The sequence below is a fragment of the Halorhodospira sp. 9621 genome, from assembly GCF_022228055.1.
In the GTDB taxonomy this organism is placed as follows: Bacteria; Pseudomonadota; Gammaproteobacteria; order Nitrococcales; family Halorhodospiraceae; genus Halorhodospira; species Halorhodospira halophila_A.
This window is the reverse complement of the sequence record NZ_JAJNRD010000002.1, coordinates 23,993-42,511: the sequence shown is the minus strand read 5'-3', so window position 1 is coordinate 42,511 and position 18,519 is coordinate 23,993. Positions and strand designations below refer to the sequence as shown.

At 70.4% G+C, this 18,519-nt stretch carries 17 protein-coding genes and 1 riboswitch; of the genes, 14 read left to right on the top strand and 3 right to left on the bottom strand.

Translation table 11 applies throughout. The features are described 5' to 3' along the window. Positions 1 to 45 precede the first annotated feature (45 nt). A complete protein-coding gene (locus LRF89_RS01455) occupies positions 46 to 1,281 on the bottom strand; it encodes a GGDEF domain-containing protein (protein ID WP_238636475.1) in 1,236 nt (411 codons plus the stop codon). A 25-nt stretch (positions 1,282 to 1,306) separates the two neighbouring features. Continuing rightward, positions 1,307 to 2,476, bottom strand: a complete 1,170-nt coding sequence (locus LRF89_RS01450) for an HD-GYP domain-containing protein (RefSeq protein ID WP_201170409.1) — start codon at positions 2,474 to 2,476, stop codon at positions 1,307 to 1,309. A 117-nt stretch (positions 2,477 to 2,593) separates the two neighbouring features. On the opposite strand from LRF89_RS01450, the gene LRF89_RS01445 reads away from it, so the two are divergent. Next, positions 2,594 to 3,151, top strand: coding sequence for a class I SAM-dependent methyltransferase (locus LRF89_RS01445; RefSeq protein ID WP_238633927.1), 558 nt, complete (start codon positions 2,594 to 2,596; stop codon positions 3,149 to 3,151). Between the two features lies 1 nt (position 3,152). On the opposite strand, the gene LRF89_RS01440 is transcribed toward LRF89_RS01445, so the two are convergent. After that, positions 3,153 to 4,328 carry an HD-GYP domain-containing protein gene (locus LRF89_RS01440; RefSeq protein WP_201241929.1) on the bottom strand — a complete coding sequence of 392 codons (1,176 nt, stop codon included), beginning with the start codon at positions 4,326 to 4,328 and terminating at the stop codon, positions 3,153 to 3,155. 240 nt (positions 4,329 to 4,568) lie between these two features. Further along, positions 4,569 to 4,741, top strand: a riboswitch (cobalamin riboswitch). Positions 4,742 to 4,882: 141 nt separating this feature from the next. On the opposite strand from LRF89_RS01440, the gene LRF89_RS01435 reads away from it, so the two are divergent. Genes LRF89_RS01435 through LRF89_RS01375 form a run of 13 tightly spaced genes read left to right on the top strand, consistent with a single transcriptional unit; the run spans position 4,883 to position 18,518 of the window. Beyond that, on the top strand, positions 4,883 to 5,998 hold the full coding sequence (locus LRF89_RS01435; RefSeq protein ID WP_201170405.1) for an ABC transporter substrate-binding protein: 1,116 nt from the start codon (positions 4,883 to 4,885) through the stop codon (positions 5,996 to 5,998). Continuing rightward, positions 5,991 to 7,082, top strand: coding sequence for a FecCD family ABC transporter permease (locus LRF89_RS01430; protein WP_201170403.1), 1,092 nt, complete (start codon positions 5,991 to 5,993; stop codon positions 7,080 to 7,082). The genes LRF89_RS01435 and LRF89_RS01430 overlap by 8 nt, the downstream gene beginning before the upstream one ends. After that, a complete protein-coding gene (locus LRF89_RS01425; protein ID WP_238636474.1) occupies positions 7,079 to 7,876 on the top strand; it encodes an ABC transporter ATP-binding protein in 798 nt (265 codons plus the stop codon). The genes LRF89_RS01430 and LRF89_RS01425 overlap by 4 nt, the downstream gene beginning before the upstream one ends. After that, positions 7,866 to 8,645 (top strand): precorrin-4 C(11)-methyltransferase, encoded by a 780-nt coding sequence (gene cobM, locus LRF89_RS01420; RefSeq protein WP_201170400.1) that lies wholly within the window; start codon positions 7,866 to 7,868, stop codon positions 8,643 to 8,645. The genes LRF89_RS01425 and cobM overlap by 11 nt, the downstream gene beginning before the upstream one ends. A gap of 12 nt (positions 8,646 to 8,657) precedes the next feature. Next, positions 8,658 to 9,482 carry a sirohydrochlorin chelatase gene (locus LRF89_RS01415; RefSeq protein WP_238636473.1) on the top strand — a complete coding sequence of 275 codons (825 nt, stop codon included), beginning with the start codon at positions 8,658 to 8,660 and terminating at the stop codon, positions 9,480 to 9,482. Between the two features lie 10 nt (positions 9,483 to 9,492). Continuing rightward, the gene (locus LRF89_RS01410; protein ID WP_201241927.1) at positions 9,493 to 10,161 is read left to right on the top strand and encodes a precorrin-8X methylmutase; all 669 of its coding nucleotides are present in this window, start codon (positions 9,493 to 9,495) and stop codon (positions 10,159 to 10,161) included. Next, on the top strand, positions 10,158 to 11,456 hold the full coding sequence (gene cbiE / locus LRF89_RS01405) for a precorrin-6y C5,15-methyltransferase (decarboxylating) subunit CbiE (RefSeq protein ID WP_238636472.1): 1,299 nt from the start codon (positions 10,158 to 10,160) through the stop codon (positions 11,454 to 11,456). The genes LRF89_RS01410 and cbiE overlap by 4 nt, the downstream gene beginning before the upstream one ends. Beyond that, positions 11,453 to 12,205 carry a precorrin-2 C(20)-methyltransferase gene (cobI, locus tag LRF89_RS01400; protein ID WP_238636471.1) on the top strand — a complete coding sequence of 251 codons (753 nt, stop codon included), beginning with the start codon at positions 11,453 to 11,455 and terminating at the stop codon, positions 12,203 to 12,205. The genes cbiE and cobI overlap by 4 nt, the downstream gene beginning before the upstream one ends. Beyond that, on the top strand, positions 12,202 to 12,942 hold the full coding sequence (locus LRF89_RS01395; protein ID WP_201170395.1) for a cobalamin biosynthesis central domain-containing protein: 741 nt from the start codon (positions 12,202 to 12,204) through the stop codon (positions 12,940 to 12,942). Before cobI ends, LRF89_RS01395 begins: the two co-directional genes overlap by 4 nt. Continuing rightward, positions 12,942 to 13,340 carry a cobalamin biosynthesis protein gene (locus LRF89_RS01390; RefSeq protein WP_201170394.1) on the top strand — a complete coding sequence of 133 codons (399 nt, stop codon included), beginning with the start codon at positions 12,942 to 12,944 and terminating at the stop codon, positions 13,338 to 13,340. The genes LRF89_RS01395 and LRF89_RS01390 overlap by 1 nt, the downstream gene beginning before the upstream one ends. Beyond that, positions 13,337 to 14,650: a precorrin-3B C(17)-methyltransferase gene (gene cobJ, locus LRF89_RS01385; protein WP_238636470.1), complete on the top strand. Its 1,314-nt coding sequence runs from the start codon at positions 13,337 to 13,339 to the stop codon at positions 14,648 to 14,650. The genes LRF89_RS01390 and cobJ overlap by 4 nt, the downstream gene beginning before the upstream one ends. Positions 14,651 to 14,654: 4 nt before the next feature. After that, the gene (gene cysG, locus LRF89_RS01380) at positions 14,655 to 16,109 is read left to right on the top strand and encodes a siroheme synthase CysG (RefSeq protein WP_201170392.1); all 1,455 of its coding nucleotides are present in this window, start codon (positions 14,655 to 14,657) and stop codon (positions 16,107 to 16,109) included. 15 nt (positions 16,110 to 16,124) lie between these two features. After that, positions 16,125 to 18,518 carry a helicase-related protein gene (locus LRF89_RS01375; protein ID WP_238636469.1) on the top strand — a complete coding sequence of 798 codons (2,394 nt, stop codon included), beginning with the start codon at positions 16,125 to 16,127 and terminating at the stop codon, positions 18,516 to 18,518. The last annotated feature ends 1 nt before the right edge of the window (position 18,519 follow it).

The window sequence follows — 18,519 nt, the reverse complement described above, 5'->3', positions numbered from 1 at the left end:
TTATCGGTCCTCTCCAATCCCGGCGTGGGGTTGCGGAGGATTGTGCTACTGGGCCAGCCGGTTGCGTCCGCCCTTCTTGGCCCGGTAAAGGGCTTGATCGGCGGCCTGTACGACGGCGTCGGCGTCTGTCGCGGTACTGCTGTCGGCGACGCCGATGCTGATGGTGATTTGCGTCTGCTGCCGCCCGCGCTTGATGCCCCGTTTGCGGCTGCCGTGCCGGTCATCGGCCGGCCGGTCGCTACCCCGGAGGCGGAACGGGGTGCTGGCGATCGTCTCGCGCACCGTTTCCAGCGCCTCGACGACCTGCTCCGCGGTGCGCCTCGGGAAGACGACCGCGAACTCCTCGCCACCGTAGCGGAAGGGGTGCCCGCCCGCGCCGACCCGGCCGATGCTTGCCGCCACCCGGCGCAGCACCTGGTCGCCGACTTCGTGCCCGTGGGTGTCGTTGAAGGACTTGAAGTGGTCGACGTCGGTCATGGCGATGGCGTAGCTTCCGCTCAGTCCCTGCGTCAGGCTGTCCATGGCGCGCCGGTTCGGTAGGCCGGTGAGTCCGTCGCGGAACGCCATGCGGTGGGCTTCCTGTAAAACGGCGACAAGCAGGAGGAAGAGGGCAACCGCGCCCAGCAGGGTGGGCAGCACCAGCTCGCCGCCCCTTGCAAGGGCCAGTTCCAGGCCGAGGGTGGTGGTCAGCAGCGCGCTGAAAGCGCCCACGTGGGCCGGGGTGGGGTCGAGCAGGGCCCACAGGAGCAGGCTCGCGGCGGCCAGCGCGGCGAGCAGCAGGCCCTGTTCGGGCAGGCTGCTCCAGTCGGCCAAGCCAAGCGGCAGGAAGGTGGTGGCGGCCAGTGCTTCCAGCCAGTCGGGCTGGTAGCGGAACAGGCCGAGGACGAGCAGGGCTTGCAGCGCCAGGGCGGCGCAGCGCCACAGCCCGGCTCGGCTGAGCAGGCCCCGGTCATCGAGCAGGGTCAGGATCAGGAGGTTGATCGGCAGCAGGATGGCGGCCGCCGTGACCCCGTGGGCCGGTGACGGCGCAACGCCGATCCCGCTGATGGCCAGGCTGATGGCGGCGGCCTGCAAGGCCAGGTTGGCGCGCCGGTAGAGCAGGGCCAGCACCGCCACCATGCCGCCGGCGATGGCGAGGAACTCGAACGAGTGGGCCTCCAGCAACGCGATCGCCGGGCGCGGGAAGGGGGCGTCAAGCAGGACGATCCAGGCCGCCAGGGCGGCCAGGAACAGCAGGTGAAGCAGCCAGGCGGAACTGAGCAGGCGTTGCACGGCGGCCATTGCGTCTCCATCCGGGGCGCGCAGCTCAGGAATCGTAGCCCCACAGCGAGGCGAGCTGGAAGCGCTGTGCCAGCTGATGGGTGGGCTCCAGTGAGTCGACGTTGGGCATGTCCGGCTGGCTGGTGTCGCGATAGAGCGGTCGTGCCGTGGGCTGGCCGTTGGCCTTGATCAGGACGGCCACGACCGGGTTGGCGCCGCGGTTGCCGCGCTGGATGACGACGCCGCGCTCGCCGCTGTCCAGGGCGACGAAACTGCCTGCCGGATAGATCCCGATGGTCTGGATCAACCCGGAGAGGATGTCGCGGTCGTAGATCCGGCCACTCTGATTCATCAGCTCGAGCAGGGTCTCGCGGACCGCCGTGGCAGGCCGGTAGACACGGTTGCTGATCATCGCCAGATAGGTGTCGGCGATGGTCAGGAGCCGCGCCCCGCGGCAGATTTGAGTACCGTGCAGGCCCGCCGGGTAGCCGCTGCCGTCGAGCCGTTCGTGGTGCTCGGCGACGACCCGGAGCCAGATCGGGTCCTCGACCCCGGCTGCCGACAGGCGTTCCACCGAGCGCAACGGGTGCTCTTCCAGGTCCCTGCGCTGGGCGTCGTCGAGTGGTGCACTCTGGCGATCAAGGCCATCCTGCGTCTCGAGCATACCGATGTTCGCCGAGAGGGCGGCGAGGACGATGGAACGCCGCTCGCTGTCCGGGATGTCCAACTGGCTGCCAACGACATCGCAAAGGATCGCCTGGCGGATCGGGTGGCGGATCGAGTAGGCGAACGCCTCGTCGAGGTGGGCAGCCCCGATGGCCGCATCGGCGTCGCGCTCGACCAGGTCGCCGATACGGCTGGCGAGGTGGTCGAGGCGACGCAGGAAGCGGTCGTTATCCTCGCCCAGCCACTTGAAGGTCTCCTGCAGCGCGCGGGAGATCTGATAGATCAGGTCGAAGGGGTTGCGGAAAGCGGCCAAGGCGAGCTCGCGCCGCCGCGAGACCCCGCCGGTCTCTTGACGCCGGGCGGCCACGTGGTAGGGCGTCCGGCCGATCTGCAGGAGCCGCTCCAGCTGCTCGCGGGAGCGCAGAATCGAGCCGCGCCGCAGCAGTAGGTGCCCGTAGGCGTCCTCGATGTCGTAGGGCACGGGCTTTCCGAGCGCCAGGTCGTCGGCTTGAACGGTGGCCCGCTTGGTGGGGATGGCCCGCTGGTTCATGGTCTCAGGCTCGTTGTCCGGCTCCGACCATTCTACCAGCCTATGCGTGGGTATACGCCCGCGGAACGAACCGGCCCTGGGCGGGGCTGTGCGAGACTCCATGGAGGAACGGTGTTTTTGGAGGCGTTGATTCTTGTCGTCATGCTGGGGGGCATGCTGCTGATCGTCGGCTACACGGTGGTCACGGGCATCTCGCCGCTGCCCTCCACACGTCTGGGGCAGGAGTTGGTGATTGCTGCGCTACCGGACGAGCTCGAGGGAACGGTGATCGAGGCTGGCTCTGGATGGGGCGGGCTGGCCCGGGCGGTGGGGCGACGGTGCCCGCGGGCCCGGGTGATCGGGTACGAGCTCTCGCCGCTGCCGTGGTTGTTCGCCTGCCTGCTGCAGTGGATCCGGCCGGTGCCCAATGTCGAATTCCGGCGCCGCGACCTGCGCCAGGTGTCCTTCCGTGATGCCCGTGCGGTGGTTTGCTATCTGCACCTTGAGGCGATTCGCGAGCTCGAGCCGCGATGGCGCCGGGAGTTGCCCGCCGGGGCGCTGGTGGTGAGCAACACGTTCCGCATCCCGGGCTGGCAACCGTGCGCCGTGCACCGGCCGCCCGTGCGCCTGGACGCCCCGGTCTATCTCTACCGGATTCCGCGGGCCTGTCGCGCTCGTTTGGACGTGTGCGGCTAGCTCAGCGGTGGCCGTGGCGCTGTCTGATCGCCTCGATCTCGGCGCCCCGGCGCAGGAAAGCCTCCACGCACTCCCCGCACAGCTTGCCCGCCTTTGCCTCGGCTCGCAGGGTCTCGGCAGCCTCGGCGAAACCCCAAGGCCGTTTGTAGGGGCGCTCGCTGGTCAGGGCGTCGAAGACGTCGGCGACGGCCACAATGCGCCCCTCCAGCGGGATCTGCTCGCCGCGTGCACCGGTCGGATACCCGCTGCCGTCAAGGCGCTCGTGGTGGTAGGCGACGATGTTGCGCATGATGGCCGCCCGCCGGTCCTCGCTCAGCCCCAGCTCCTCGGTCATCGCCAGCACCATGGCCACGCCGCGGCTGACGTGCTCGCGCATCTGCGCGAACTCCTCGTCGGTGAGCCGGCCGGGCTTGAGCAGGATGCCGTCGGGGACGGCAATCTTGCCCACGTCATGCACCGGGGCGAACTGATAGACCATCTCGATGTATTCGTCGCCGAGACCGTGAGCTGCGGCCAGCTCCAGAGCGATCAGTCGGCTGTACTCCGCCATCCGGGCGAGGTGGCCACCGGTCTCGTCGTCCCGCGCACGGCCGAAGGCCATGGCCGTGCGCGCCGCGCCGCGCAGGGTCTGCGTGGTGCGGATGGAGGTGATGGCGAGCAAGCGGGCCAGGTCGATGTAAGGCGCCAGCCGCTCGACGACGGCCTCCGAGAAGTAGCCCGGCCGCCGGGAGTTGAGGAACAGGAAGCCGAAGAAATTCTCGTCGTGCTGCAGCGGCAGGATCATCCCGGCGCGCAACCCGCTCTCGCGGATGCTGACGGTGTGCGGTTTCGGGCTGGGGTGTTCCCGGTAGTCGTCGATGATGCGCACCTGCGGCGCCTCGGCCAGGGCGCGCAGGGTGGGGGCCTCGCCTAGCCGGGTCTCGTAGTGATCCAGGGGGCTGGGAGCATCGCCGCCGGCGCCGTAGGTCTTGAGACGGTTGGCGTCCGGTTCGTAGATGGCGACGGCGATGCGGTGGATCGCGCCGCCGGGCAGCGCTTGGTTGATATGGCAGCGCAGGCGTTCAAAGCGCTCGCTAAGGCGCAGGTGCGGTTCCTGGTCGCTCAGCGGCAGGGTATCCAGCGCGTCGGTGACTATGTCACCCGCCTGGGGGCAGGGTGAATTCGCGTCTGTGCCCATGACATCTCCGTCGGGGGGTCGGGAGGGGTCGCGGGCGTCCATACCCTTCTTTGATACTGCGCAATTGTGCCATAAAGTTCGAGGTTGTGGCCATCGGCCCGGCTGGGCGCCCGATCGGGCCGCGTTGACAGCTGCCCCGAGCCGGCCGTAAAGTCCAGCCTCCCCAGGTGACCTGGCAGTTACCATCGCTGCCGGGGCCGTTCCCCGCCGCGTGGTCCGCCCGACAGCGCCGGGGACGGTCGGGAAGTCGGTGCGCACTGCGGCCCGGGCGGGCGCAGGCAAGGCCGACGCTGTCCCCGCAACGGTAGGCGAGAGTGGGCGCTGCATCGCCACTGCATCCACGGTGTCCCTGGCACCCGGTGCGGGAAGGCGCGGCGCCCGGGGTTCGACCCCGCTCGCGAGCCCGGAGACCGGTCTGGGGGTCGCAGCCACACGGCGGGGAACCGTGCGTGGCGGTGACGGTAGCTTCAGCCGCGCCCTGTCCCAGCGCCACGGCGTGCCCGTTTCCGACCCGCTCCCCGCATGGCGTACTGGATCCAGTGACTGGAGGAGCCATGCACCGCAATCCATGCATCGCCCTCGTGGCCGGGGTCGGCCTTATCCTCGGCGGGTGTGGGGATGCCCTCGACGATGATCCGGATGGAGGGGGTGTCCGGGAAACCCGTGAGGTTGAGGATATGCTCGGCCGCAGCGTGGAGGTCCCGGAATCGGCCGAGCGGATCGCCACGGTCAATGTCGACGCCTTCCGCATGGCGCTCCACCTGGGGGTTGAGGAGCGCCTGGTGGGCATCCCGAGCGATATGTACGGCTCGCGTTTCTCCGAGGCGAAGCCCATCGAGGTCGAGGCCTTCGGGCGCCTTGACGAGGTGGCCATGGTCGGCGGCGGCCAGCCCGGTTCGGAGTTCAGTGCCGAGCGGGTGCTCGCCACGGAGCCGGATCTGTTTATCTACTGGGCCTTCAGCCGCGGTGATGACGATCAGGCGATGGCCGAACAGGCAGAACGCTACGAGCAACAGCTGGGCGTGCCAGTGGTGGCGCTGAACACCCTGGGCCGGGAGCGGGCGTCGCAGGAGGCCGTCGAGGAGCAGATCGAACAGGCCTACCGGCTCCTCGGCGAAGTGTCCGGTCGCGAGGAGCGGGCCGAAGAGCTGCTCGATTTCTACCACGCCACGGTCTCCGCCGTGCAGCAGCGGGTCGCTGGCGAGCAGCCGCCTCGGGTCTATCTGGCCCACCGGCGCAATCTCTACAACCACGTCTCCTTCTACTTCCCCGTCGAGCTGCTCGGTGCCGAGATGGTCACTGCCGGCCGTGCCGGCGACGATGGCGAGGTCAGTGCCGAGGAGCTGCTGAGCTGGGATCCCCAGCATATCCTCCTCCACACACCGTCCCGAGCGAGTCGCGTGGAACGCGCCGAGGTGCTCGACGATGAGCGCTTGTCCGGTGTAGCAGCCATCGAGGCGGAGCGTATCCACCGCTTCAAGGGCACCTACATGGGCTGGGACCTGGCGACGGGGTTGATCGATCTGGTGCACATGGCTCGCGTCCTCTACCCGGAGGCCATGGCAGGCGTCGATCTCCGCGACCGCGGCGAGGAGATTCTGGAGGTCTTCTACGGCGACCCCGGTCTCTACGACCGGCTCATGGAGCTCAGCAGCCTCGAGGATGGCTGAGTTGACCGTCGGCACCCCCGTCCGGCCGGCGCCACCGCGGGGCCTCATTGACGACTACACGCGCGCGATCCGGGCCAAGACGCTGGTGCTGCTCGGCCTGGCGGCAGCCCTGGTGGCTACGGCGGGCTTTGGCTTGGCGCTGGGCCCGATGGGCATCCCGCTGAGCGAGGTGGTGCAGGCGCTGGTGGCTCGCCCGCTCGGGGCGTCGTGGGTCAGCGCGCAGACCGAGAACGTGGTCTGGAACATCCGCCTGCCGCGCCTGGCCACCGCGATGGTGGCCGGCATGGGGCTGGCGCTCGGCGGCGTCATCCTGCAGAGCCTGCTGCGCAACCCCATGGCCTCGCCGTTCACCCTGGGGATCGCCTCGGGAGCCTCGCTGGGGGCGGCGCTGGCGATCATTTTCGGCTTCTCGGCCTTCGGTGTTTACGGCATCGTCGGCAACGCCTTCCTCTTCGCCATGGCGGTGTCCCTGCTCATCCTGCTCATCGGGCAGTGGAAGGGGGCGACGCCGATGAGCCTGATCCTCGCCGGCATTGCTCTGATGTACTTCTTCGGGGCGACCACGACGCTGCTGATCTACTTCGCTGATGCCGACGCCACCCGAGAGGTCATGTTCTGGAGCGTGGGCAGCCTCAGCCGCGCCGACTGGGAGAGCTTCGTATTCATCAGTGCGGCGCTGGTGGCGACCCTGCCGGTCTTCCTCTGGAAAAGCGGCGATCTGAACCGGTTGCTGCTCGGTGACGAGACCGCCACCAGCTTGGGGATCGCGGTCGGTCCGCTGCGCATCGGCCTGATGTTCCTGGTCGCCCTGTTGGTCGCGGTCACCGTGGCGTTCACCGGCGGGATCGGCTTCCTCGGTCTGGTGGCGCCGCACCTAGCGCGGCTTTTGATCGGCTCGGATCACCGCTTCCTGATCCCGGCCACTGCCCTGATTGGCGCCCTGCTGCTGACGCTGGCGGATCTGGTATCGCTGCACGCCTTTGAATCGGTGGTGTTGCCCGTGGGTGTGGTCACGGCGTTCATCGGTTCGCCGCTGTTCATCTATCTGATCCTGCGCCGCCGCGAGACGGGAGGGGGGGCGTGACGGCGACCGGGATCGAACTGCGCGGCGTGCGCTACGCCTATCGGCGCACCGAGGTGCTTCGTGGTGTCGACGCCCGCGTGGAAGCCGGCGAGGTGGTCGCCCTGATCGGGCCCAACGGCTCTGGCAAGAGCACGCTGCTCAAGTGCATCACCGGCATCCTGCGTCCGCGCCACGGGACCCTCACCATCGCCGGTGAGCCGGTGCAGGGGCAGCGGCAGGCGCGCATCGCCCGCCGGCTCTCCTACGTGGCGCAGACCGCCGATGCCGTCTACCCGCTGACCGTGCTCGAGAGTGTACTGCTCGGTCTGCGTCGGGCGAGCTGGCGGCACGATCCGGCGGACCTCGCCCGCGCCGAGGCTGTGCTCGAGCGTCTGGGTATGGCGGAGTTGGCGCAGGCGCCGCTGACCGAGATCAGCGGCGGGCAGCGGCAAAAAGCGGCCATCGCCCGGGCGCTGGTCCGGCAGACGCCGTTCCTGCTGCTCGACGAGCCAACCAACCACCTGGACATGAAGCACAAGCGCGATGCCATCGAGATCCTGACCGCGTGCGCCCGGGAACAGGGGCAGGGCGTGCTGGTCGTGCTCCACGATATCAACATCGCCGTTCAACTGGCTGACCGCATCGTGCTGCTGCGCGATGGCCGGGTCATGGCCGACGGACCGCCGCAGGCGGTGATCGACACGCCGACCATCCGTGCCGCCTATGACGTGGATGTCCGCGTTGTCGAGCACCAGCAGGTGCCCTTCGTGGTCGGCTACCGATTGCAGCAGAGAGGGGGTGTGCATGACGGGTGAGGTCTGGTTCGTGGGGGCGGGGCCCGGGGCGGCCGATCTGATCACGGTCCGCGGGCGGGATCGTGTCGCGGCGGCGGACGCCGTGCTCTACGCCGGCTCGCTGGTACCCGCCGGGGTGCTGGAATGGGCGCCGCCCCACTGTGAGGTCGCCGACTCCAAGGGCATGACCCTGGAGGAGATCCAGGGCTGGCTGCTCGAGCGCGCCCGGGCCGGACGCCGCGTGGTGCGGTTGCAGCCCGGCGATCCGGGGCTCTACGGCGCTTTCGTGGAGATCGTGCGTCCGCTGGATGCGGCTGGCATCCCGGTCCACCTGGTCCCGGGGGTGACCTCGGCGATGGCTGCCGCGGCGGCCGCCGGCGAGAGCCTGACCCTGCCCGAGGGGACTCAGACCGTGATCTTCACCCGGGTGGAGGGGCGTACCCCCATGCCGGCCGGCGAGCAGCTCGCCGACCTAGCCCGCCACGGCAGCACCCTGTGCATCTATCTCTCGATCACCCTGCTGGAGCGCCTGGCGGACGCCCTCTGCCGGGGTGGTTGGGAAGAGGATGCCCCGGTGGTGGTGGTCCACCGCGCCTCCTGGCCCGGGGTGGAGCAGGTGCTGCGCACCTGCATCCGCGATCTCGCCGAAGACTGCCGCGCCGCCGGGCTCAACAGCCAGACGATGATCCTGGTTGGACCGGCGCTGGGGGCGCGGCAGGCGGCGCCGGCGGCGCGCTCGCGGCTCTACGATCCGGACTTCGCGCACCGTTTCCGCCGCCCTGAAAGCTGAGGACGTTTCTGGATGAGTGATTGTATCCTTCTGATCGGGCATGGATCACGCCAAGAGGACGGCAATGAGGAGATCCGCCGGTTCGCCGGGATGCTGGCCGAGCGCTATCCGGACTGGCGACTGGAGACCTGCTTCATCGAGTTCGCCGATCCGCTGCTTAGCGAGGGCCTGGATCGCGCCGCGGCCCGTGCCGAGCGCGTCATTGCCGTGCCGCTGATCCTCAATGCCGCCGGGCACGTGAAACTCGAGGTGCCCGAGCAGGTCGATGCGGCTCGAGAGCGGCACCCCGGCGTCGATTTCCGCCTGGCACGCCACCTGGGAGTCAGTGAATCGTCGCTGGGTCTGGTCGAGCGGCGTCTGCGCGATGCCATGCAGGCCCTGCACGTCCCCGATCCGCGGACCACCGGCGTCATCCTGCTCGGTCGGGGGTCCTCGGACCGCACCGCCAACGGGGAGCTCGCGCGGTTGGGGCGGTGGCTCTACGAGGGTGGCGAGCATGACCTGGTCGATATCGCCTTCACTGGCGTGACGCACCCGCGCCTGGAGGCGGTGGTGCAGCGCCACCACCTGCTGGGCGCGACGCAACAGGTGATCCTGCCGTACTACCTGTTCACCGGACGGTTGATCGAGCGCATCGAGCAACAGGTGGAGCGGCTGCGCATCCAGTATCCCCGGACGGTCTTCGCCCTGGCGGATTATCTCGGTTTCGAGCCGGAAGTCTTCGATCTGATCGCCCACCGGGTGGAGGAGGCGCGGACCGGGCAGGCCATGCTCGAGTGCGACGGCTGTCCGCACCGGGTCGCGGCCGGTCATCACCACCATCATCACCACCACTGAGGGTGCCGCAATGTCCCGTGAGCCGTCCGTGACCGAGCAGCAGACCGCCTCCGGGCGGCGTATCGAGGAGTGCTCCTTCGCCCGTGTTGATGCCGAGGCCGGAGATCGCAGCGCCTACGACACCGCGCAGTGGCCGGTAGTCCGGCGCATGATCCACGCCACGGCGGATTTTGATTTCAACGGTGTGACCCGCTTCCATCCCCAGGCGGTGGCAGCCGGGGTGGCGGCGATCCGCTCCGGGGCGCCGGTGTTCGTCGATGTCGAGATGATCCGGGTCGGCCTCTCGGCGGCACGCCTGCGCTATTTCGGGGTCGAGGCCCACTGCTTGATGAACGACCCGCAAGCGGCGGAGCGTGCCGAGCGCGCCGGGACGACACGGGCCGAGCAGGCCGTCGCCCTGGCCGCCGAGCAGGGGCGGCTCGACGGCGCCATGGTCGCCGTGGGCAACGCCCCGACCGCCCTGCGGGCGATCCTCGCGCGCATCGAGCGTGGCGAGGTGGCGCCGCGACTGCTGATCGCCATGCCGGTGGGATTTGTCGCCGCCGCCGAGTCCAGCGACGAGGCTATGGCGCAACAGCGGGTGCCGTGGATTGCCACGGCCGGGCGCAAGGGCGGGACGCCGGCGGTGGTGGCCTGCCTCCACGCCCTGCTTGGCCTGGCCGGGGAGGCCGGCACGTGAGCCCCGTGTGCACCATCGTCGGCGTGCTGGATGACGGCCCCGAAGCGCTGGCGCCTGCTGCCCGCGAGGCGATCGCCGGGGCGGATCTGCTCATCGGCGGGCGGCGCGTTCTCGAAACCTGTGCGCCCCTGGCCCCCGGGGCGGAGCGCCGGGATCTGACCGGCAGCGTGGCGCAAGTTCCGGCCTGGATCGAGGCCGCGGCGGCGCAGCGGCGGCACGTGGTGGTTCTTGCCAGTGGCGACCCGCTCTGCCACGGCATTGGCGAGCGCGTCACCGCGAGCCTCGGTGCCGCGCGCTGCCGGGTACTGCCGGCCCCGTCGCTGGTTCAGCTGGCCTGTGCCGGGCTCGGTTGGCCGGTGGCGCAGACCGCCATCGCCTCGGTGCACGGCCGCGCGGCCGATGACTGGTCGGCGCAGGCGGCGTCGCCCGAGCACCCGATGAGCGGGGTGCTGCGTGCCCTGGATGATCACGAGCGCGTGGCGGTCTACACCACCGGTGAGAATGGCGCCGACTGGCTGGCCCGGCAGCTGCAGGCGGTCGGCTACAGCGATGAAGAACTGGAGGTGGCCGTAGTGGCGCGCATCGGGCGGGAGGATGAACAGCTCCATCCGCCGGCGCCGCTCGGCAGCGCTGCGGCGCACCGGTATGCGCAGCCCCATGTGGCGCTGGTGCGGCGCCGCACGGCGGCACTGGCCTGGCCATTCGCCGGGGCCGATGCATCGTTTGCCCAGCGTCGCCCGCAGCGCGGCCTGATCACCAAGCGGGAGGTCCGGGCGGTTGCCCTGGCCAGTCTGGCGCTGACCGCCGAGAGCCGGGTCTGGGATATCGGGACCGGTTCCGGGGCGGTGGCCCTCGAGGCCGCGAGGCTCTGCCCGCGGGGGCATGTCTGGGCCATGGAGCGCCGCCTCGAGGATCTCGCCATCGCCGAGGAGAATCGGCGCCGGCGTCGGGCGGGGAATGTCACGCTCCATCACGGCCGGGCTCCGCAGGGGCTGGAACAATGGCCGGATCCGGACGCGGTGTTCATCGGTGGCTCCGGCGGAGCACTGGGCACGTTGATCGACCACTGCCTGGAGCGACTGCGTCCGGGCGGGCGGCTGGTGATCAACGTGGTGACCCTGGAGAATCTCCAACAGGCCATGGCCCGGCTCGATGCCGCCGCGGCCCAGGGGACCGTGCAGTGGGAGGCGGTGCAGCTGCAGGCCAGCCGCAGTGGTGAGCTGGCCGGGATGCGCACTTTCCGCGCGGAGAACCCGGTCTGGGTACTCACGGCGAACAAGACGGAGACAGCATGACGACAGCCTCGGGAAGGTTGATCGGGGTTTCGCTGGGCCCCGGGGATCCCGGATGGATCACGCGCCGGGCCTGGCAGGTCCTGCAGGGAGATGCGCGCTGGGCGTATCCGGTGCGGGCCCAAGGGCAGCGCAGCTACGCGCTGGATATCGTCGAGCGCGGCGGGCTGGTGGCACCGGACGATGCCATGCCCCTGGTCTTCCCGATGACCCACGACCCGGGGACGCTGGCGCTGCACTGGGGGCGGGCGGCGACGACCGTGGCCACGACCCTGGCGCAGGGGCGGGATGTGGCCTTCCTGGTCGAGGGCGATGCCTCGACCTACGCCACCTTCGGGCACCTGGCCCGTACCGTGCTCGCCGAGGAGCCCGGTGCCGGAGTGGAGACCATCCCGGGGGTGGCCTCCTTCCTGGCGGCCCCGGCGCGCGTCGGCTGGCCGTTGGCCAGCCAGGGCGACGCGCTGGCGGTGCTCCCGGGGGGGTACGGGATGGAGACCGTGGAACGACTGTTGCCGGAGGTGGATACGCTGGTGCTGCTCAAGGTCAAGCCCTTGCTCGACCCGCTGATCGAGCTGCTCGAGCGGCGCGGGTTGAGCGACGCCAGCGTCTTCGTCGAGCGCGTCGGCACCCCTCAGGAGCGGGTGGTTACGGAGATCACCGGGCTGCGCGGCGAGATGGTTCATTACCTCTCGCTGCTGATGGTCTGCAAGGGCCGCTCCGGCGCGCCCTCCGGAGGAGGCGAGGGCGTTTGAGCGAGGCGGGTGCAGGGCTGTTGCTGGTGGTGGTCAGCCGTGGCGGTGCCGCCGGTGCGGCGCGCCTGGCGGTGCTCTGGCCCGGGGCGGAAATCCTGGTCACCGAGCGGGTCGCGCCACTGCTGGCCGACCACGGCGAGCGCTGCACGCCGGTGGCATCCGGGGCACTCGCGGAGGCCCTGGGGGAGCGTCTCCGCTCCCCCCTCGAACAGGTTATCTGCTTCGCCTCGGTGGGTGCCTGTGTGCGCCTGCTCGCCCCGTATCTGGTCGATAAGACCCGTGACCCCGGGGTGGTCAGCGTGGATGATTCGGCGCATTTCGCGGTGGCGGTGCTCGGCGGCCACCTGGGCGGGGCCAATGCCTGGGCGCAGCGCGTCGCCCGGGAACTCGGCGCCACTCCCGTGGTGACCACGGCCTCGGACCGACGCGGGTTGCCTGCGGTGGACCTGCTCGGCCGGGAGCAGGGCTGGCGGGTGGTGGCGTCCACTGCAGCCCTACGTCGGGCCGCGGCGGCGCTGCTTCACGGTGAGCCGGTCGCGCTGATCGAGGAGGCCGACACCTGGCGCCCGGCAACCCCACCACCGGCGAACCTGTACCGCTTCACCAAGTCCGATGCCCTGGACCCGGGGGCCTACAGTGCCGTGCTCTGGGTCCGCGACGAGGCGCCGTCCGCCGATTGGCAGGCACGCCTGGGCGATCGGCTGGTACGCTACCGAACCGCGCGCCGGGGTCCGTAATGCCGCGTGTGGTGTTGGGGATTGGCTGTGACCGCGGTGCAGCGGAGGAGACGGTGGCCGCGGCGGTGGCCGCGGCACTGGCCGAGGCTGGGCTGTGCAACGCGGACGTGGTTGCGGTGGCGAGTATCGACCTCAAGCGCGATGAACCGGCGCTGCACGCCCTGGCGCGGGCCCACGGCTGGCCCCTGGTTTTCTATCCGGCGACGCAACTGGCCGCGATCCCGGTGCCGCACCCCTCTGAGGTGGTGCGCCGGCACACCGGGACGCCGGCGGTCGCCGAAGCGGCGGCGCTGTGCCGGGCCGATGCCGACAGCGCCGATCTGATCATCGAGAAACGCCGCTGGCGGGGCGGCGACGGACGCAACGCCACGGTATCGATAGCGAGGCTGAACGCATGACAGGCGATGTTCCCCCTCCGGGGCGGATCCTTCTGGTGGGGATCGGCCCGGGTGACCCGGCGCACATGACTGCGCGGGCCCGAGAGGCGATCGCCGAGGCCGAGGTGGTCATCGGTTACCAGACGTACCTCAAGCTGATCCCGGAGCTGCTGGAAGGTAAGACAGTGATCGGCAAGGCCATGACCGAGGAGCTTGACCGGGTCGAGGCAGCCTGGCAAGCGGCCCGGGCCGGGCAGGTGGTGGCCCTGGTCTCTTCCGGCGATCCCGGGGTCTACGGCATGGCAGGGCCGACCTACGAGTTCCTGCTTCAACAGGGCTGGCAGGGGGGCGCCGGGGAGGTTCAGGTGGAGGTGGTGCCGGGGACCTCGGCGCTGTCCTCCTGCGCTGCCCTGGTCGGTGCCCCCCTGACCCACGATTTCTGCACCATTTCGCTCTCGGACCTGCTCACGCCCTGGCCGGTGATCGCGCGCAGGCTGGAGGCCGCCGGGCGCGGTGACTTCGTCACCGTCCTCTACAATCCGGCGAGCAAACGCCGCCAGGCGCACATCGCCCGGGCGCAGGAGATCCTGCTGCGCTATCGCGATCCGAAGACTCCGGTGGCGGTGGTCCGCTCGGCCTACCGCGAGCGCCAGCAGGTCCAGCACCTGCCCCTAGAGCAGCTCCACCAGGCCGAGCCGAGTATGCTCAGCACGGTGATCATCGGCAACCGCTCGACCCGGTTCGAGCACGGCCGGATGGTGACCCCGCGGGGCTACACCGCCAAGTACGCCGAGGCTGGCACGCCCGTGCCCGGTGAGCAGCGCGGGCAATCGCTGAGTCTGGGGCTGGAGGGCTGGCCGGTGGTCCTGCGTCAGTGGTTGCGCGAGCAGCAGACGCCAAGCCTGGAGGCCGCGGCGGCGCATTTCGACGTCGATTGGGCCGAGGCGTTGGCCGCCGTTGCGGACGACGTGGCGGAGCCGGATACGCCGTTCATGACCAGCCGGATCGAGGTGACGGACCTGCCGCGTCACCTGGAGGAGTGCCGCGAGTGGCCGCGGATCCGGGCCGTCGTGCGCGGGCCGGCCGGAACGCGCATGGTTTGTTCGGTGGCTGGTGCGGGGCTTTACTACGACGGTGAGACGCTGGTCCTCGGTGCCGGAGGCGGCCGGGTCGAACTCGACTGGCAGCGCGTGGCCGCGGCCTGGGCGCTAGCCGGTACCTGCCAGCACTGCAGCCTGGAGCTGGTGGATGAACGCGGTCGGGGCCTGCTTTCGCTGCAGCGTGTTACCGGCAGGAACCCGGCCGGGGACGCATCGGGGCGTGCGGGCTGAGTCTATGCACCACTATCCGATCTTCCTCAAGCTTGACGGGTGTCGCTGCCTGGTGGTCGGCGGCGGCGAAGCCGCGGCCCGACGCGCCGGTGATCTGCTGCGGGCCGGCGCCCGCGTGGAGCTGATCGCGCCGGAGCTGGGTGCGCCGTGTGAGCGCCTGCTGGAGAACGCTACCGGCGAACTCCACCACCGCGCCGAGGGGTTCGCCCCGGGCATGGAAGAAGGCGCAGCACTGGTGGTGGGGGCCACCGGGGACGAGGCCACCGACCGCACCATCTATCACGCCTGCCGCGTCCGGGGGATCCCGGTCAATGTAGCCGGACGCCCTTCATTGAGCACCTACATAACACCTGTGCAGGTCGATCGTTCGCCCCTGCAACTGGCGGTCTCTAGCGGCGGCGCCGCCCCCGTGCTGGCTCGACAGATCGCCAGCCGGCTGGAGACCCTGCTGCCGGCGGCCTACGGTCGGCTGGCGCGCCTGGCTGGCCGGATGCGCGAGCGGGTGCGTGTGGCCTTGCCGGACAAGGACTGGCGGTTGCGGTTCTGGGAGCAGATCTTTGATGGTGCCGCCGCGGAATCGGTGCTTGCCGGTCGCGAGGCCGAGGGGGAGGCCGAGCTGTTGCGGCTGCTCGAGGAGGAGCGGGCGCGGCCGGCCCCGCGTGGGGAGGTCTTTCTGGTCGGGGCTGGCCCCGGGGATCCCGATCTGCTGACCTTCCGCGCGCTGCGGCTCATGCAGCGGGCGGACGTGGTGCTCTACGACCGCCTGGCGGCGCCGGCCCTGCTAGATCTCGTGCGCAAGGAGGCCGAGCGGATCCCGGTGGGCAAACGACGGGGGCGGCATACGCTGCCACAGGAGCGGATCAACGAACGGCTGATCGATCTGGCCCGCTCCGGCAAGCGGGTGCTCCGGCTCAAGGGCGGTGATCCGTTCCTCTTCGGCCGCGGCGGTGAGGAGATCGAGGGCCTGATCGAGCACGACATCCCCTTCCAGGTGGTGCCGGGCATCAGTGCTGCCCAGGGGGCGGCGAGTTACGCCGGCATCCCACTGACCCATCGGGACTACGCCCAGACCTGCCGCCTGCTCACCGGCCACCGGCGTGCCGGGCACCCGCAGATGAGGGCCCACGCGCCCTATCGCGAGGACGAAACGCTGATCATCTACATGGGCCTGGTCAACCTCGAGGCGGTTTGCGAACAACTACGCGAATGTGGGCTCCCGCCCGAGCATCCGGCCGCTGTGGTCGCCCAGGCGACGACACCGCAGCAGCGGGTGGTTCTGGGCAATCTCCGGACGCTGGCACAGCGGGTCCGCTCCGAGCGGCTAGAGAGTCCAGCGTTGGTGGTGGTCGGGCCGACGGTGCAGCTGCATCCGCGCCTGGGCTGGTACCGCGGCGAGGCCGAGGAGCGCGATGCGGCGGCGAGTATCGACCCCTGCTGGACGGGCGGGCTGAACGGCTAATCCGGTGAGGACCTCATGAGCGAGGAGGAGCAAGATCCGGCTCTGCCCATCGACCCGCTGCGTCCGTCGTTCACCCGGGCGCTGGAGCAGGGCCACTGCGTGGTGGCGGCCGCAACCGGCTCCGGCAAGTCCACTCGGCTGCCGGTCTGGGCGGCGGAGGCCGGCGGTCCGGTGCTGGTCGTCCAGCCCCGCCGCGTGGCGGCGACCAGCCTGGCCGATTTTGTGGCCGCACAAATGGCGACGGAATCGGGAGAGCGCGTGGGCTATGCCGTCCGCCTGGAGCGCCGCTACTCGCAGCGGACGCGCATCCTGTTCGTTACCCCCGGCGTGGCCCTGCGCTGGCGGGCCGAGGGGCGGCTGGCCGAGTTCACGACGGTGATCCTCGACGAGTTCCACGAGCGGCGCTGGGACACCGACCTGCTCCTGGCGTTGCTGCGCGCCGATGCCGCTCAGCACCTGGTGATCACCTCCGCAACCGTGGACGGGGAGCGACTGGCCAAGGAGCTGGGTGGCACGTACCTGGAGACGCCGGGCCGGGGGTATCCGGTGGGTGAATGCCACCTGGGCGAGCAGCCCCGGACCATGCCGCAGCGCAGAGATCTCGGCAAGCGCCTGGCCGAGGCGATCCGGCGGGCGCTGGACGAGACGGCCGGGGACGTGCTCGCCTTCCTGCCCGGACAGGGTGAGATCGAGGAGGCGCGCCGGGCGCTCTCCGGGGTGGAAGCCGAGGTGATCCGGCTCCACGGCGGGGTCCGGCTGTCCGAGCAGCGCCGGGCGCTGGAGCCGGGAACGACGCGTCGCGTGGTACTGGCCACCAATATCGCCGAGACCTCGCTGACCGTACCTGGGATTACCGCGGTGGTGGACAGCGGCCTGGAACGGCGGACCTTGCGCCGCAACGGCCGGACGGTTCTCTCGCTGCAACCGATCTCGCGGGCGAGCGCGGCGCAGCGCGCGGGGCGCGCCGGCCGTCTGCAGCCGGGCACCTGCTATCGACTGTGGGGGCATGCCGCACCGCTGCCCGAGCATGCTCCGCCGGAGGTGTTGCGCGAGGATCTCACCGAACTGGTGCTTGCGGGAGCCTGTGCCGGTTATCGGATCCCCGATCTGCCCTTCGTGGACACGCCCCGGGCCGAGAGCCTGGAGCAGGCTGAGGGGCTGCTCCAGGCGATGGGGGCTCTGGATGCCTCTGGGGGCATCACCCCGCGGGGGCAACGGCTGTTCCGCATGCCCGTCGATCCGGAGCTGGCCCATCTCGTGCTTGCCATGCCCGACGCCGAGACCGGTGGCTTGATGGCCGACTGGATTGCCGGGCTGGCGGTGGGGGATCGCTGGCTGCAGGTCCGCGGCGATCCCGACGAACGCGAGCAGCTGGCCGGGTTGCTTGGGCAGCGTTGCGATGCCCGGTTACGCGTGGCGGCGCTGCGCTGTGAGCGTCTCCCCGGTGTGCAGGTCGATGCGCGGGCGTGGGAGGAAGCGCGACGGCTGGCAGGTCAGCTGCGCGAATTGCTCGATCTACCGATACTGCCGCGGCCTGAGGCGAGGCCGAGGGAGGTGGGCGTACCGGGCGTCGACCGCGCACGGGTCGAGCGGGCCCTGACCGCCGCCGCCCGGGCGATGCCGACCTGGCTCTATGTGCGTCGGCAGCGAAGGCGGCAGGCGCTCGGCAATGGCGCCGGCGACGAGGTGGTGCTCGGCGAGTACTCTTGGTTCCCGGAGGAGGCCGAGGCGGCGCTGGTCCTCAGTGCGCACAGTGTCCCCGGTCGCGGCACGCGGCAGACCATCAGCGTGGCCACGGCGCTGGCGCCGTTGCCGCTGCCATGCGTCATTGCCAGTGGCGCCTGCAGCGAGGGGATCAGCGAGCCGGCATGGACTGGGGAGCGACTGACTGCCCGCCGCGAGTGGCTTTTTGCCGGGCGCTGCATCGGGTGCGAGGAAGTGGAGCCGGAGGGAGCCGCGGCGCGCGAGGCAGCGGCCGACCTGATCCTGGAGGACGCGCTGCTGGCGCCGGCCGGTGGTCGGCTTCGTGACGATCTGGAGGCGTGGGCCCTGTACGTCGCTCTGGGGTATGCCGAGGGCGCTGTTCCAGAGCCGCGGCCGTGGCTGCTGGAGCAGCTCGAGCGCTTGGGCGTGGAGCGGGGTGAGGATCTCGCGCTGCTCGAGCCCGGGGACCTGCGTTTCCCGGGGATTCCGGAGTGGCAGCGATCCGACTTCGATGAGCGCTATCCGCGCCGGCTCCAACTCCCCGATCTCGAATTGCGTATCCACTACCACGTCCGGCGCCGGGAGGTGGTCGCTGAGAAGGTCGGCGGCATCCGCCGCACCGATCCGAAGCGCTGGGAACTACCGGCCTGGCCGGGCTGGCGGGTCCGCTTCCAGCGGGCCAGTCGGGTCGTCGACATTCGGTAGG

Coding starts and splice junctions, on each gene's coding strand:
- LRF89_RS01440 (WP_201241929.1), bottom strand. CDS start 4,328: ATGGGCACAGACGCGAATTCACCCTGCCCCCAGGCGGGTGACATAGTC.
- LRF89_RS01455 (WP_238636475.1), bottom strand. CDS start 1,281: ATGGCCGCCGTGCAACGCCTGCTCAGTTCCGCCTGGCTGCTTCACCTG.
- LRF89_RS01375 (WP_238636469.1), top strand. CDS start 16,125: ATGAGCGAGGAGGAGCAAGATCCGGCTCTGCCCATCGACCCGCTGCGT.
- LRF89_RS01435 (WP_201170405.1), top strand. CDS start 4,883: ATGCACCGCAATCCATGCATCGCCCTCGTGGCCGGGGTCGGCCTTATC.
- LRF89_RS01390 (WP_201170394.1), top strand. CDS start 12,942: ATGCCGCGTGTGGTGTTGGGGATTGGCTGTGACCGCGGTGCAGCGGAG.
- cysG (WP_201170392.1), top strand. CDS start 14,655: ATGCACCACTATCCGATCTTCCTCAAGCTTGACGGGTGTCGCTGCCTG.
- LRF89_RS01410 (WP_201241927.1), top strand. CDS start 9,493: ATGTCCCGTGAGCCGTCCGTGACCGAGCAGCAGACCGCCTCCGGGCGG.
- cobI (WP_238636471.1), top strand. CDS start 11,453: ATGACGACAGCCTCGGGAAGGTTGATCGGGGTTTCGCTGGGCCCCGGG.
- cobM (WP_201170400.1), top strand. CDS start 7,866: ATGACGGGTGAGGTCTGGTTCGTGGGGGCGGGGCCCGGGGCGGCCGAT.
- LRF89_RS01430 (WP_201170403.1), top strand. CDS start 5,991: ATGGCTGAGTTGACCGTCGGCACCCCCGTCCGGCCGGCGCCACCGCGG.
- LRF89_RS01415 (WP_238636473.1), top strand. CDS start 8,658: ATGAGTGATTGTATCCTTCTGATCGGGCATGGATCACGCCAAGAGGAC.
- LRF89_RS01450 (WP_201170409.1), bottom strand. CDS start 2,476: ATGAACCAGCGGGCCATCCCCACCAAGCGGGCCACCGTTCAAGCCGAC.
- cobJ (WP_238636470.1), top strand. CDS start 13,337: ATGACAGGCGATGTTCCCCCTCCGGGGCGGATCCTTCTGGTGGGGATC.